Raw genomic sequence first — 14,362 nt, 5'->3', positions numbered from 1 at the left:
GCCGAAGGGCCAAACTTTACCAACTCTTAAGAAAAGGCGCCGCCTTTCCGGCCAGCCGGGCTAGCCTAGCGGGGGCGCCACGTGAGGCACAGGCCGGGCGTGTTGCCGTAGTAAGTGGGCATCACGCCAATGTCGCGGCCGATGGACTTGCGGCCCCAGCGATTGCGGTGCGTGAGGTAGCCCAGGTGGGCCGACAAGATGCCGAAGCCCGCACCGGCCACTACATCGCTCTGCCAGTGCTTATCCACCACCATGCGCAGCACGGCCACGCTGGTAGCCACCGTGTAGGCCCCGATGCCGTACCACTGGCTTTTGTCTCTGAACTCGGTGTGCACGATGCTGGCCGCCAGAAACGCCTGCGCCGTGTGGCCCGACGGAAACGAGAGGTTATCCGAGCCATCGGGCCGCTCCTCGTGGCTCACGGCCTTCACCAGGAAGGTGCTGCCCAGCATAATGGCCTCACTTTTGGCAATGATGAGCAGGGTGTTAATGCGGTCGTTGCGGCCCTCGACGCCCGCCAGCGCCACCGCCCCCAGCTCGAGGTAAGGCACGAAGATGAGGAGGTCGGCCACGCGCGTTTGCGACGACGGGAAGATGCGGTGAATGTCGCGCTGCGCCTCCTGATTGGTATAAAAGCCGCCGCCGTTAAACGTATAGGCCCCGTAGCCAATGAGCACCGCCGGAATAGCCACGGCCTTAAACAGTTTGCTCTTGAAAAAAGGCTGCTTGACTGACGCCGGCACGCCGGCTGGGTTTTCGTATTTGTGGGTGGTGTCGGCGGGAGCAGGGGTAGCAGCGGGGTTGAGGGGCACCTGGGCCAGCACGGGCGTCGTGCTGCTCAGCAGCAGGCCTAGCAGCACGGCGCGGGAAGCAGAGAAAAATGAGCGCATGGGGTAACAGTAAGGTAATGAAATGCGCTCTACGCGAACCAGCCGCTTTTTGCTGCTGCCCGGCCGTTTTTTGCGGCGGCCGACAAACCTAGCGGCCTATTCTAGCGAGATTCTGACTTTCTACCCTGGCCGGTAGCACCGGGCCCGGCCGCTCGTGGCACCAGGCAGCCAGTGTCCTCGCGCAGCCGGGCGGCAACGTTGCCGGCAACGATAGCGCAAATAAATCGGGGGCTGCGCTTGCAGATGCCCGCCAGCGGGCCTAGTATTCCGCTGCCGAAGCCTGGCTTGCGCAGGTGGCTGGCTTTTTCTCACGCTGTTTATTGCCCAGCAGTGGCCCGGCTGCTGCGCGCTCCCACCCGCCGCTTATTGTAGCTAATATGACCCGTTTTGCATTGTTGCCCGGCCTGCTGCTGGCCCTGGCGGCCTGGCAGGCTGCCCCCAGCCACGGCCAGAGCGGCCGCCCGGCCCCCAGCCAGCCGGCCCCGCCCACGCTGCCCGCCGTGCGCCAGGTGCGCTTCAAGGCCGACACCTTTACTATTCAGAAGTACGGGGCCGTGGCCGATGGCCAGACGCTGAACACGCAGGCGTTTCAGCAGGCCATTATGGCCTGCACGCAGGCAGGCGGCGGCACGGTGCTGGTACCCGCCGGCCTGTGGCTCACGGGGCCCATCGTGCTGCAAAACAACGTGAACCTGCACCTGGCCACCGGCGCGCTGGTGCAGTTCACGACCGACCACTTGCAGTACCCGCTCATCAAAACCACCTGGGAAGGCGAGGAAGCCATCCGCAGCCAGGCGCCGATTTCGGGCGTGGGGCTAGCCAACATTGCCATCACCGGCAACGGCACCTTCGACGGGGCCGGCGACAGCTGGCGGCCCGTTAAGAAAAGCAAGCTCAACGAGGGCGAGTGGAAAAAGCTGCTGGCCTCGGGCGGCGTGCTCAATGAGAAGAAGGACTCGTGGTACCCCTCGGCCAGCTCGCTCAAAGGCAATATGCTGGCCGCGGCCGGCACGCCGCGCAAGAGCCTGAACCCCGGCGACTTCGACGATATTCGTGATTTCCTGCGGCCTAATATGCTGAGCCTGACCGACTGCAAGCAGATTCTGCTCGAAGGCTTCACCATTCAGAATTCGCCGGCCTGGACCATTCACCCGCTGCTGTGCCAGGATATTACGGTGCGCCGCGTGACGGCCCGCAACCCCTGGTACGGCCAGAACACCGACGCCATCGACGTAGAATCGTGCCGCAACGGCGTGCTCGACGACTGCGTGTTTAGCGTGGGCGACGACGGCCTGTGCATCAAGAGCGGGCGCGACGAGGAAGGCCGCCGCCGCGGCGTACCCACCGAGAATTTCCTCATCCAGAACTGCAAGGTGTACAGTGCCCACGGCGGCTTCGTGATTGGCTCCGAAATGTCGGGCGGCGTGCGCAACCTGGTGGTGCGCAACTGCACTTTCCAGGGCACCGACGTGGGCCTGCGCTTCAAAACGGCGCGCGGGCGCGGTGGCATGGTCGAAAATATCTGGGTCGATGGCATCACCATGACCGACATTGCCGGCCAGGCTATCCTCTTCGATATGTACTACGCCGCCAAAGACCCCGTGCCGCAGGCCGGCGAGTCGGCGGCGCCGCCCGTTATCGCGGCCCAGCCGCTGGGCGAGGGCACGCCGCAGTTCCAGCACTTCTACATCAAAAACGTGACCTGCAAGGGCGCCGAAACCGGCATCCTGGTGCGCGGCCTGCCCGAGATGAGCATCAAGGATATCAGTCTCGAAAACGTGGTGATTGAGAGCCAGAAAGGGATGCTGTGCCAGGAAGCCGAAAATATTCGCCTCAAAAACGTGACGCTGCTCACCACCGAAACCAGGCCGGTGCTGGAAGTGCAGAACAGCCGGAATATCAGCCTTGATGGCATCAAATACGCCAGCGGCGCCGACCTGCTGCTGCGCGTGAGCGGCGACCGCAGCCAGGACATCCGCCTTACCAACACCAATACCAAGCTCGCCAAAAAAGGCCTGGAGCTAGGCGATAAGGTAGGTAAAAAGGTGGTGCAGGTGGCGGCGAAGTAACCAACTATTAAATCCCCGTCTGTCATGGCGAACGCAGCAACGCGGAGCGCGGCAATCTTTCCTTGTTGCCAGGGGTAATCATTCAACGATGCCAACGGCAAGGAAAGATTAGCTGCGCTGTCCTTCGGGTGCTTCGCAGGCTCGCCATGGCAGCCGCCTTTCTACTACATGTCCACTCCCACCCGCCTTTTCCTCGCCGCCGCGCTAGCCCTGCCGCTGCTGGCCCCGGCCCAGAATGCGCCGGCCGCCCTGTCGCAGCGCATGGCCGATGCCTTCATCGCCCAGCACCCCGACTCCATCGTTATCGGCAACCGCAAAACGGCCCGCTGGGATTACGAGCAGGGCCTGATGCTGAAGGCCTTGGAGCGCGTGTGGGAGCGCACCGGCGATGGCCGCTACTTCACCTACATCCAGAAAGACCTCGACCAGTTTGTGCAGCAGGACGGCAGCATCCGCACCTACAAGGCCGAAGACTACACGCTTGATAACCTGGCTACTGGCCCGGCGCTGCTGCTGCTAAGCCAGCTGTCGGTACCCAATAATGAGAAGTACCGGCTGGCCGCCGCTACCCTGCGCAAGCAACTGGCCAGCCAGCCGCGCACCAAGGAGGGCGGCTTCTGGCACAAGAAGGTGTATCCCAACCAGATGTGGCTCGATGGCCTCTACATGGCCGAGCCCTTCTACGCCCAGTATAGCGTGCTAACCGGCGACCAGGCCGGCCTCGACGACGTAGCCAAGCAGTTTGCGCTCATCGAAAAGCACCTGCGCGACCCCAAAACCGGCCTGCTGCGCCACGGCTACGACGAAAGCCGCGAGCAAAAATGGGCCGATAAAGCTACCGGCCTCTCGCCCCAAGCCTGGGACCGCGCGGTGGGCTGGTACGCCATGGCCCTCGTGGACGTGCTCGATTATCTGCCCGCCGGCAATGCCCACCGCGCCGAGCTTACTCAGGATTTGCAGCGGCTAGCCCCGGTTTTGGCCAAATATCAGGACCCCAAAACCGGCACCTGGAGCCTCGTGCTGGGCCAGGAGGGCCAGAAAGGCAACTACGCCGAAGCCTCGGGCAGCAGTATGTTTGTGTACGCCCTGGCCAAGGGCGTGCGGCTCGGCTACCTCGATAAGAAGTACGCCGCCGTGGCCCGCAAGGGATACGAGGGGCTGCTGAAAACTTTCATCAGCACCGAAAACGGCGCGCTAGCCCTCAACGGTACCGTGAGCGTGGGCGGCCTGGGCGGCAACCCCTACCGCGACGGCTCTTACCAGTACTACCTCAGCGAGCCGCTGCGCCAGAATGACTTGAAGGGCGTGGGGCCGTTCATCCTGGCGAGCACCGAGATGGAAATAGCCCAGGAAGACGCGCTGGGCCAGGGCAAAACCGTGGGCCTCGACTACTATTTCAACCACGAAACGCGCAAAAACGCTTTCACCGGCCAGCCCGAGCAGTGGCATTACACCTGGGAGGAGCGCACGCACGGCGGCTTCTGGCTGTGGGGCAACCAGCTGCGCGAGCTAGGGGCCCGCACCGTGCCGGTGCCTGCCGCGCCCACCGCCGCCAGCCTCAAGGGCCTGAATGTGTACGTGATAGTGGACCCCGACACCAAAAAGGAGTCGCCGCAGCCCAGCTATATCTCGGCCGCCGATGGCAAGGCCGTGGCCGACTGGGTGCGCGCCGGCGGCACGCTGGTGCTGCTGGCCAACGACACGGCCAACTGCGAAATCAAGCACTTTAATACCCTGGCCAAAAACTTCGGCATTCAGTTCACCGACCAGAGCGTGAACATGGTGCAGGGCAGCCAGTTTGAGCAGGGCCGCGTGGATTTGGCGAGCGGCGCGGCGGTATTCAAAAACGCCAAAACGGCCTACATCAAAGAGCTGTCGGTGCTAGCCCTGACCGCGCCCGCGCAGCCCTTGGTAACAAATAATGGCAAGGTGATAATGGCTACGGCCACGCTGGGCAAGGGCCGCGTCTTCGCCCTCGGCGACCCGTGGCTGTACAACGAGTACACCGACGGGCGCAAGATTCCGGCCACCTATGAGAACTTCCAGGCGGGCAAGGATTTGGGGCGCTGGCTGCTGAAATAGCGGCCGCTCGCCCGAACGCCGGGCCGCGCCTGCCGTTCTTGTGGCCGCTACCTCCACCTTTTTTGCTATGCTTCTCATTCGCCACGGCCAGCCCGGCCACGAAAAACCCGGCATCGTCCTCGACGGCTACCGCTACGACCTCAGCCAATTTGGCGAGGATTTCGACGAAAAATTCTTTGCTTCCGACGGCCTCGCGCGCCTGGCGGCGTTTGTGGACGTGCAGCGCGAGCTGCTGCTGCCCATTCCGCCCACCACCCGGCTAGGCCCGCCGGTGGCGCGGCCCTCCAAAATCGTGTGCGCGGGCCTCAACTACACCGACCACGCCCAGGAAATGGGCCTGGGTTTGCCCACCGAGCCGGTTATTTTCCTGAAAGCCACGTCCTCGCTGAGCGGTCCCAACGACGACATTATCCTGCCCCGCGGCTCGGCGAAAACCGATTGGGAAGTCGAGCTGGCGGTGGTAATTCGCAAGCGGGCCAGCTACGTGGCCGAGGCCGACGCGGCCCAGTACATTGCCGGCTACGTGCTGCTCAATGATGTGAGCGAGCGCGCCTACCAGCTGGAGCGCGGCGGCACCTGGGACAAGGGCAAGGGCTGCGACACCTTCGCGCCGCTCGGCCCCTGGCTAGCCACCCCCGACGAGCTGCTCAACCCTAGCCGCCTCAAAATCTGGCTCTCGGTAAACGGCGAACAATACCAGAATGGCAACACCGCCAACCTCATTTTCCGGGTGCCCTACCTCATCAGCTACATCAGCCAGTTTATGACCCTGCTGCCCGGCGACATCGTTTCGACCGGCACGCCGGCCGGCGTGGGCAGCGGCCTCAAGCCCCCGCGCTACCTCGCCCCCGGCGATGTGGTGGAGCTGGGTATCGAGGGCCTGGGCAGCGCGCGGCAGGTGGTGCGGGCGTCGGAATGATTCGAGCATAATTCCGTCTGTCATTGCGAGCAACGCGAAGCAATCGCACCTACACAATACCCGCACGACTCGTTCGGGTGCGATTGCTTCGCGTTGCTCGCAATGACAGACGATTGATATAACCACACTTTATCACCCATGAAACTCCCGCTTTTCCTCGGCCTGCTGTTAGCCACCCTCACCGCCCAGGCCCAGGTGCGCCGCGTGGTGGTAGCGGCCGATGGCAGCGGCGACTTCCGCAGCGTGCAGGCTGCCTTCGACGCCGTGCCCGCCGGCAACGCCGACTGGTTTACCATTGTCGTGAAGCCCGGCACTTACAAGGAAAAGCTGACCCTGGCCGCCGAGAAAACCCACGTGCGGCTGGTGGGCGAGGATGCGGCCCGCACCATCCTCACCTTCGACAACTACAACCAGCGCCTCGACCCGACCACCGGCAAGAATTTCGGCACCACCGGCTCGGCCAGCGTGCACCTCTACGCCAACGACTTCGCGGCCGAGAATATCACCTTTGAAAACTCGGCCGGGCCGGTGGGGCAGGCCGTGGCCGCCTGGGTGGCCGGCGACCGCAGCAGCTTTCGGCACTGCCGCTTCCTGGGCTTTCAGGATACGCTCTACACCTTCGGCTTTGGCAGCCGCCAGCTCTACGACGACTGCTACATCGAGGGCACCGTCGATTTTATTTTCGGCAGCAGCACGGCTTGGTTTGAGAATTGCCACGTGGTGGGCAAAACCGGCGGCTTCTTCACCGCCGCCTCTACCCCCGATACCACCCGCTACGGCTACGTATTTCACCGCTGCCGCCTCGATGGTGCGGCCCCGGCCGGCTCCTTTTACCTGGGCCGCCCCTGGCGCCCCTACGCCAAAACGGTGTTTCTGGAGTGCCAGCTAGGCGCCCTCGTGCGGCCCGAGGGCTGGGACGAGTGGGGTAAGGAAAGCAACAAGCAAACTGCCTACTACGCCGAGTATAAGAGTAGCGGCCCCGGCGCCAAGCCCGCTGCCCGCGCCCCCTGGACGCACCAGCTCACCAAGGCCGAAGCCAAAACCTACACCCAGGCCGCCGTACTGCGCGGCTGGCAGCCATCTAAGTAATACTGGCAACGGCAGTCTCTTAGGCATACTGACCGCACTGGCGCGAGTTTAGCGCAGCGTAACTCGTGCCCGAACATGCGTGGAGTTTTCAACTCCACTGCCGCGCCAGCGGCAATACTACGCCGGTCCTATTGCTACGACTGCCCACGCAACTTGCCGCTGGTGCGGCAAATGAGACACAGCCTTATCACATAGTTAGGCACGAGTTACGCTGCGCTAAACTCGCGCCAGTGTACCTGCCCGTTTCTCTGCTTATGCGCAAACTCCTTCTGCTAGCCCTGCTGCCGCTAGCCCCCGCCCTGGCCCAAACGCCTACCCCACCCGCCGCTAGCCTCGGCATGCCGCCCGCCCGCCCGGCCCCGCCGCCCCAGGTGCTGCTGATGCGCGTGGCCCAGGATGGCAGCGGCGACTACCGCACTATTCAGGAGGCCGTAAATGCCTCGCGCGACTTGTCGCAGGTGACAGTCACGATTCAAATTAAAAACGGCATCTACCGCGAAAAGCTGGTGGTGCCGGCCCACAAAACGCACGTGCGGCTGGTGGGCGAAAGCGCGCTGGGCACCATCATCACGGGCGCCGACCACACCGGCGACGCGGCCGGCCACAACACCTATTCCTCCCAAACGGTGCTGGTGCAGGCCAACGACTTTACGGCCGAAAACATCACCTTCGAGAACGCCGCCGGCCCCGTGGGCCAGGCCGTGGCCCTGCACGTGGATGGCGACCGCGCCACCTTCCGCCACTGCCGGATGCTGGGCAACCAGGACACGCTGTACCCGGCCGTGGAAAATAGCCGCCAGTACTACCAGGACTGCTACATCGAGGGCACCACCGATTTCATTTTCGGCACCGCCGTGGCCGTGTTCGACCGCTGCGAAATCCGTAGCAAGCGCAACTCCTACATCGCCGCCGCCGCCACCACCGAGCGCCAGGCCTACGGCTTCGTGTTTAGAGACTGTAAGCTCACGGCCGACACTGCCGCCCACAAAGTATACCTGGCCCGGCCCTGGCGCCCGCACTCGCGCACCGTGTACCTGCGCTGCGAGCTAGGCGCCCACATACTGCCCGCCGGTTGGGACAACTGGCGCGACGCCGCCAACGAAAAAACCGCCTACTACGCCGAATACCAGAGCATCGGCCCCGGCGCTAGCCCCGCCACCCGCGCCCAGTGGAGCCACCAGCTCACGGCCAAGGAAGCCAAGCGCTACACCCTAGCCAATATCTTCGGCGGCGAAAGCGGCTGGGTGCCGCAGGAGTAGGTTAAGTAGCCGCACGCGCAAGCAACATGAAAAAACTATTAATAGCCGCAGTAGCGCTTGGGTTACTCGCTTACTTTTTTCTAGGCACCTACTCCAGTTTCCAGCGTATTGATAGCGACTTTCAGTTTGGGTACTATGACCGGCCCGACAACACTAATGTGTACTGCGGCACCCTGCAAATTATTCCTGGCGGCTGCGACGAGGCTAAGTGGGATGGCGATATCATCGTAGCCCGCGGTCTGCGCGCTAACCACCCCTATGCGTGGTCGGACCAGTCACGAGCCGTTAAGGGGCAAACGCTGTATTTCATTATCCACAAGGCAGCTTATCTCCCTAATCCGGCTGCCCAAGAATTAAGCGATGGCTTCGAAGGCCCGTTAAGTCAAGCCGAATTCGAAGCTCGCGACCCGATACCCCACGAGTCGTTTAAGAATTCCAGGTAATCATTCTGACCAAAATTTCAATTATACCACCACCCCGCCCGACGACTCCCGCACCACCAGCGTGGTCGGGATGGTAATCGTGCTGGGCGGCGCGGCGCGGTGCTTCAACTCAATCAGGTCGAGCAGGCGGCCCACGGCCACGCGGCCGATTTCGGTGGCGGGCTGCTCCACGGTGCTCAGCGAGGGGGCCAGCATATCGGCCACGGTGAGGTTGGTGAAGCCGATGAGCGACACCTGGCCGGGGATGGCGATGCGGCGCTGGCGCAGGGCCGCCAGGCAGCCCACGGCTAGCCGGTCGCTGGCCGTGAAAAAGGCGTCGGGCCGGGGCTCCAGGGCCAGCAGCTCATCCACGAGCGGGCCCACCTCGTCGGGGCCGAAGGTACCGAAGCGCACCAGGTTTTCATCGTAGGGCACGCCGTGCTTTTCGAGGGCGGCCCGGTAGCCGGCCAGCCGCTCCTGCGTGATGCTGAGCCAGGGCTGGATGGTGAGGTGCGCAATGCGCCGCCGCCCCGACTGCAATAAGTGCTCGGTGGCCGCGAAGGCCCCGGCGAAATTGTCGGCCACCACGCGGGGCGTGTCAAGGGCCGCCGACACGCGGTCGAACTGCACGATGGGCGTGCCCTGCTGCTGCAATTCCTGCAGGTGCGAAATATCGTTGGTTTCGCTGCTGAGCGAGATGAGCAGGCCATCGACGCGGCGGGCCAGGGCCTGGCGCAGGTTGGCCACTTCGCGGTCGTAGGCCTCGTGGGTTTGGAAGATGAGCACGTCGTAGCCGCGCTGGTTGGCTACCTCCTCGATGCCGTTGATGGCCTGCGAAAAGTAATAATTGGCAATCTGCGGCACGATGACCCCAATGGCTTTGCTGCTGCTGCCCTTCAGGCTGAGCGCGATGGGGTTGGGCCGGTAGTGTAGGCGCGCGGCGCACTCCATCACCAGCCGCTTGGTTTCGGGGTTGATTTCGTAGCTGTCGCGCAAGGCCCGCGATACGGTCGATACGGAGATATTCAGCTCGCGGGCGATGTCCTTGAGGGTGGCGGGTTCCAAGCGGGTTCTACTTAAAATGCAATTACTAAAAGCCAGCTGGCCGGTAGTTTGGCGGCTAAAGATAAACGTTAACTCAATGTTGCCGGGCTAGCCCACGCTTAGATGAGCAGCGCATGAGGAACGTGGAAACGTTACCGATAACGATTGCGCAAATAAAAACGCTCCCGGGTAGTCAGCGCACCTTGGCTAGGGGCTAAACTTCGACACTGCCTACCTGGCCGGCCCGTGCCAGGTAGCCTTTCTGTTCTTTCTAAAACGCAACTCCCACGCGCCGGGCCTTGAGTGTTTGCTCACTCGCCACCCGGCAACCGGGCTAGCCCACCCATCGGGCGCGCCACTCCGCCCCTTCTCCCACCCATGACCCAACGCTTTGCCATCGGCCCCCGCGAAACTGCTAGCCTCAACACGGCCGGCCTGCGCCAGCATTTTCTCATTGAGAACATCTTCACGCCCGGTGCTATTGAGCTGACCTACACGCACTACGACCGCATGATTGTGGGCGGCGCCATGCCCACCGACGCAGCCCTGGCCCTGCCTTGCCCCGACAGCCTGAAGGCCAGCTACTTTCTGGAGCGCCGCGAGCTGGGCGCCCTCAACGTGGGCGGTGCGGGCGAGATTGTAGTCGATGGCACTAGCCACGCGCTAGGGTCGCAGGACTGCCTGTACATCGGCCGCGGCAGCCAGCAGGTGGCGTTCCGCAGTGTCGATGCGGCCAACCCGGCCAAGTTTTACCTGCTCTCGGCCCCGGCCCACAAAGCGTATCCCACCACCCGGCGCACCCAGGCCGAGGCCACGCCCGTGGAAATGGGCGCCCTCGAAACGGCCAACCAGCGCACTATCTACAAGTACATCTTCAACGAGGGTATTGCCAGCTGCCAGCTCGTGATGGGCCTGACCCAGCTCAAGCCCGGCTCGGTGTGGAACACCATGCCCAGCCACGTGCACGACCGGCGCATGGAAGCCTACCTCTACTTCAACCTGCCCCAGGGCCAGCGCGTGCTGCACCTGCTGGGCGAGCCCCAAGAGACACGCCCGCTGTGGGTCAGCAACGAGCAGGCCATTCTCTCGCCGCCGTGGTCCATCCACACCGGCTGCGGCACCAGCGCCTACGCCTTCATCTGGGGCATGGCCGGCGAAAACCTCGAATACACTGACATGGATGCCGTGGCGCTGCATGACCTGCGCTAAGCCAAGAGTTCACTTTTCAATTTCCCACCCAACCGCTTCCGCTTTATGAAAAAACATCTTCTCCTGCTTTGGCTCTTGCTGTGCGGCAGCATCGGCCTGGCGATGGCGCAATCCCGCACCGTAACGGGCGTGGTGAAAGGCCCGGATGGCGAATCTTTGCCCGGCGTGACGGTGGTGCTGAAAGGCACCAGCACCGGCGCCTCGACCGGCCCCGACGGTGCCTTCTCCCTCACTATTCCGGCCGATAACAAGACGGCCGTGCTGCGCTTCAGCTTCATTGGCTACGTAAGCCAGGAAGTGACCGTGGGCTCCCGCACCACCTTCCCCATCACGCTGGCCTCCGATACCCAGAGCCTCGACGACGTAGTGGTAATCGGCTACCAGGAGGTGCGGCGCGGCGACGTAACCAGCGCCATTTCCTCGGTTAATGCACAGCAGATTAAGGATATTCCCGTGAACTCAGCCGCTGAGGCGCTGACCGGCCGCCTGGCGGGTGTGCAGCTGACTTCATCGGAAGGCACGCCGGGCAACAACAACGTGCAGGTGCGGGTGCGCGGCGGTGGCTCCATTACCCAGGACAACTCGCCGCTCTACATCGTGGACGGCATTCAGATTGAGAACGCGCTGTCGGTAATTGCCCCGCAGGACATTGCCTCGGTGGATGTGCTGAAGGACGCTTCTTCGACGGCCATCTACGGCGCGCGCGGCGCCAACGGTGTGGTTATCATCACCACCAAAAACGGCCGCGAAGGCCGCACCTCGGTAACGTATAACGGCTTTGCGGGCTTCCGCAAGATTACCAAGACGCTCGGCGTAATGGCGCCGGCCGACTACCTGAACTGGGAGTATGAGCGGGCGCAGCTGGTGGGCACGGCCTCGGGCACCACCGGCAACCTGAGCACGTTTAAGAGCGTGTTTGGCTCGCTTAATTTCAACGGCGATACGCTGAACCGCCTGCGCAACCTGCCCAACCAGGACTGGCAGCAGCAGGTATTTGGCCGCAACGCCGTGCAGCAGACGCACAACGTGGCCATCAGCGGCGGCACCAAGAGCACCACGTTCAACCTGAGCTTGACCCGCAACAACGAGAACGGCATTCAGCTAGGGTCGGGCTACGTGCGCAACCTGGTGAACTTCCGCATCGATACCAAGGCTAGCGACAAGTTCCGGCTGGGCTTCAACGCCCGCTTCAACGACCAGGAAAACCTGGGCGCGGGCACCGGCGCGGCACTCGGCACCTCCAGCACCGGCCAGCTCGTGAACACCGGCTCGAACACCACTTCGCGCCTGCGCAACGCAGTGCAGTACATCCCCTTCAACCTGCCCACCGGCGCGGGCGCCGACCCAACCGCCAACTTCGACCCCGACTTCTTCAACAACTCGACGCTGATTAACCCGGTGCTGGTGAGCAACAACGAGTACCGCTCGGATAAGCGCCGCACCTTCAACATGGGCGCCACGGCAGCGTTCAACATCCTGCCCTCGTTAGTATTCCGCTCCACGGGCGGCTTCGACATCACCTACGCCGACCTGAGCACGTTCAACGGCTACTACTCGCCCACCATCCGGCAGGCGGCGGGCGGCTACAATACCCAGCCGTTCATCACCATTACCGATGGACTGACGACGACCTTGAACAACTCGAACGTGCTCGACTACACGTTCAAGAAAGACAAGCACACCTTCACGGCCCTGCTAGGGGAGGAAACCTACCGCCAGCGCACCACGCAGTACGCGGTGCAGGTCAACTACTTCCCGATTGACATTACCGCCGAGCGGGCCCTAGCCAACATCAACCAGGCCGTGCTGCCAATTGGCATCAACGCCCAGCCGGTGCTACCCAGCACGACTATTCCGGTTGATTACGGCCTGGTGTCGGGCTTCACGCGCCTGAGCTACGACTACGATGGCAAGTACCTGGTTTCGGCCTCGGCCCGCTACGACAACTCGTCGAAGTTCGAGCCCGGCAACCGCGGTGGCGTGTTCCCCGGCGCTTCGGCCGCGTGGCGCATCTCGCAGGAAGACTTTTTCAAGGACTACCTCACTAAGGTGTCGGACCTGAAACTGCGCGTGAGCTACGGCCAGGCCGGCAACAACCGCATTCCGGACTTCCTGACCAAGCCGCTCTACCAGGCTGGCAACGTCAACTACGCCCTGAACCACGTGACCACGCCCGCCACGGCCCTCACGACGCTTTACAACCCCGACCTGAAGTGGGAAATCACGACGACCCGCGACGTGGGCGTGGACGTGGGCTTATTCAACAACCGCGTGCAGTTCACGGCCGATGTGTACTACAACACGACCCACGACCTGCTGATTTCGCAGCCGCTGCCGGGCTTCTCGGGCTACACCTCGCAGTACCGCAACATCGGCTCGACCTCGAACAAAGGCCTCGAACTGCAATTGAGCGGCACGGTGGTGCAGACCTCGAACTTCACCTGGACGGCCTCGGCCAACGCCTCCTTCAACCGCAACAAAATTACGGACTTGGGCGGGCTGAACGAGATTCCGAGCATTCAGTCGGGCTGGGCCGGCACGGCCTTGTCGGGCTCCGACTACGTGGCCCGCGTGGGCCAGCCGGTGGGCCAGATGTACGGCTACATCACCGACGGCTTCTACACGGCCAATGATTTCAAATCGTACAACTACGCCACCCGCACCGGCGTGCTGAACGATGGCGTGGCCAGCGACCTGAGCGTGACCGGCAACCCCCAGCTGAGCATCGGCTCGCTGAAGCTGCGCGACGTGAACGGCGACGGCCAGATTACGGAAGCTGACAAAACGGTTATCGGCAACGCCAACCCCAAGGTGATTGGCGGCCTGAACCAGCAGTTCACTTACAAGAATTTCGACGCCAGCATCTTCCTCAACTTCGTGCTTGGCAACGACATATACAACGCCAACAAGATTGAGTTTACGACCAGCACGGCCAACACGCCCTACGCCAACCTGCTGAGCGAGATGAACAACCGCGTGCGCTACATCGACAACAGCGGCGCGCTCATCACCGACGCGGCCACCTTCAACCAGGTGAACGCCAACGCTACTATGTGGAGCCCGGTGCGCGGCAACTACCTGCTGCACTCCTACGCCATCGAGGACGGCTCGTTCCTGCGCATCAACAACATCACGGTGGGCTACTCGCTGCCCAAGGGCCTGCTGAGCCGCGTGAAGGTGCAGAGCCTGCGCTTCTACGCCACGCTCAACAACCTCTACACTTTCACCAAATACTCGGGCTACGACCCGGAGGTGAACACCCGCCGCGCCACGCCGCTCACGCCGGGCGTCGACTACGCGGCCTACCCCCGCAGCCGCGCCTTCCTGTTCGGCCTGAACCTGGGGCTCTAAGCTTTTCTCCCACCCGCATTATCAGCTA

Annotated in this window: 10 protein-coding genes; 8 read left to right on the top strand and 2 right to left on the bottom strand. The window is 63.0% G+C overall.

Features of this window, described 5'->3' with window-relative positions; all coding sequences use genetic code 11:
- Window positions 1-65: 65 nt before the first annotated feature.
- Window positions 66-890, bottom strand: coding sequence for a phosphatase PAP2 family protein (locus Q5H89_RS15025; protein ID WP_305020160.1), 825 nt, complete (start codon window positions 888-890; stop codon window positions 66-68).
- Between the two features lie 377 nt (window positions 891-1,267).
- Between Q5H89_RS15025 and Q5H89_RS15020 the strand changes: the two genes are divergently transcribed.
- The 6 genes from Q5H89_RS15020 (at window position 1,268) to Q5H89_RS14995 (ending at window position 8,751) form a co-directional block, all read left to right on the top strand.
- Complete coding sequence (locus tag Q5H89_RS15020) at window positions 1,268-2,959, top strand: glycoside hydrolase family 28 protein (protein ID WP_305020159.1); 1,692 nt, start codon at window positions 1,268-1,270, stop codon at window positions 2,957-2,959.
- A gap of 168 nt (window positions 2,960-3,127) precedes the next feature.
- Window positions 3,128-5,041: a glycoside hydrolase family 88 protein gene (locus tag Q5H89_RS15015; RefSeq protein ID WP_305020158.1), complete on the top strand. Its 1,914-nt coding sequence runs from the start codon at window positions 3,128-3,130 to the stop codon at window positions 5,039-5,041.
- Window positions 5,042-5,108: 67 nt separating this feature from the next.
- Window positions 5,109-5,960 (top strand): fumarylacetoacetate hydrolase family protein, encoded by an 852-nt coding sequence (locus tag Q5H89_RS15010; RefSeq protein WP_305020157.1) that lies wholly within the window; start codon window positions 5,109-5,111, stop codon window positions 5,958-5,960.
- Between the two features lie 138 nt (window positions 5,961-6,098).
- Entirely contained in the window at window positions 6,099-7,049 is a 951-nt protein-coding gene (locus Q5H89_RS15005) for a pectinesterase family protein (RefSeq protein WP_305020156.1), read from the top strand.
- A gap of 254 nt (window positions 7,050-7,303) precedes the next feature.
- The gene (locus tag Q5H89_RS15000) at window positions 7,304-8,308 is read left to right on the top strand and encodes a pectinesterase family protein (protein WP_305020155.1); all 1,005 of its coding nucleotides are present in this window, start codon (window positions 7,304-7,306) and stop codon (window positions 8,306-8,308) included.
- A 26-nt stretch (window positions 8,309-8,334) separates the two neighbouring features.
- Window positions 8,335-8,751, top strand: a complete 417-nt coding sequence (locus Q5H89_RS14995) for a hypothetical protein (RefSeq protein ID WP_305020154.1) — start codon at window positions 8,335-8,337, stop codon at window positions 8,749-8,751.
- Window positions 8,752-8,772: 21 nt separating this feature from the next.
- Here Q5H89_RS14995 and Q5H89_RS14990 read toward each other — a convergent pair whose 3' ends face one another.
- Complete coding sequence (locus tag Q5H89_RS14990) at window positions 8,773-9,795, bottom strand: LacI family DNA-binding transcriptional regulator (protein WP_305020153.1); 1,023 nt, start codon at window positions 9,793-9,795, stop codon at window positions 8,773-8,775.
- A 357-nt stretch (window positions 9,796-10,152) separates the two neighbouring features.
- Here Q5H89_RS14990 and kduI point away from each other — a divergent pair, with 357 nt between their 5' ends.
- Window positions 10,153-10,983: a 5-dehydro-4-deoxy-D-glucuronate isomerase gene (kduI, locus tag Q5H89_RS14985; protein ID WP_305020152.1), complete on the top strand. Its 831-nt coding sequence runs from the start codon at window positions 10,153-10,155 to the stop codon at window positions 10,981-10,983.
- Between the two features lie 45 nt (window positions 10,984-11,028).
- Window positions 11,029-14,334: a SusC/RagA family TonB-linked outer membrane protein gene (locus tag Q5H89_RS14980; protein WP_305020151.1), complete on the top strand. Its 3,306-nt coding sequence runs from the start codon at window positions 11,029-11,031 to the stop codon at window positions 14,332-14,334.
- Window positions 14,335-14,362: the final 28 nt, after the last annotated feature.

The organism is Hymenobacter cheonanensis (genome assembly GCF_030581075.1).
In the GTDB taxonomy this organism is placed as follows: Bacteria; Bacteroidota; Bacteroidia; order Cytophagales; family Hymenobacteraceae; genus Hymenobacter.
This window is presented reverse-complemented; position numbering and strand designations above follow the sequence as displayed.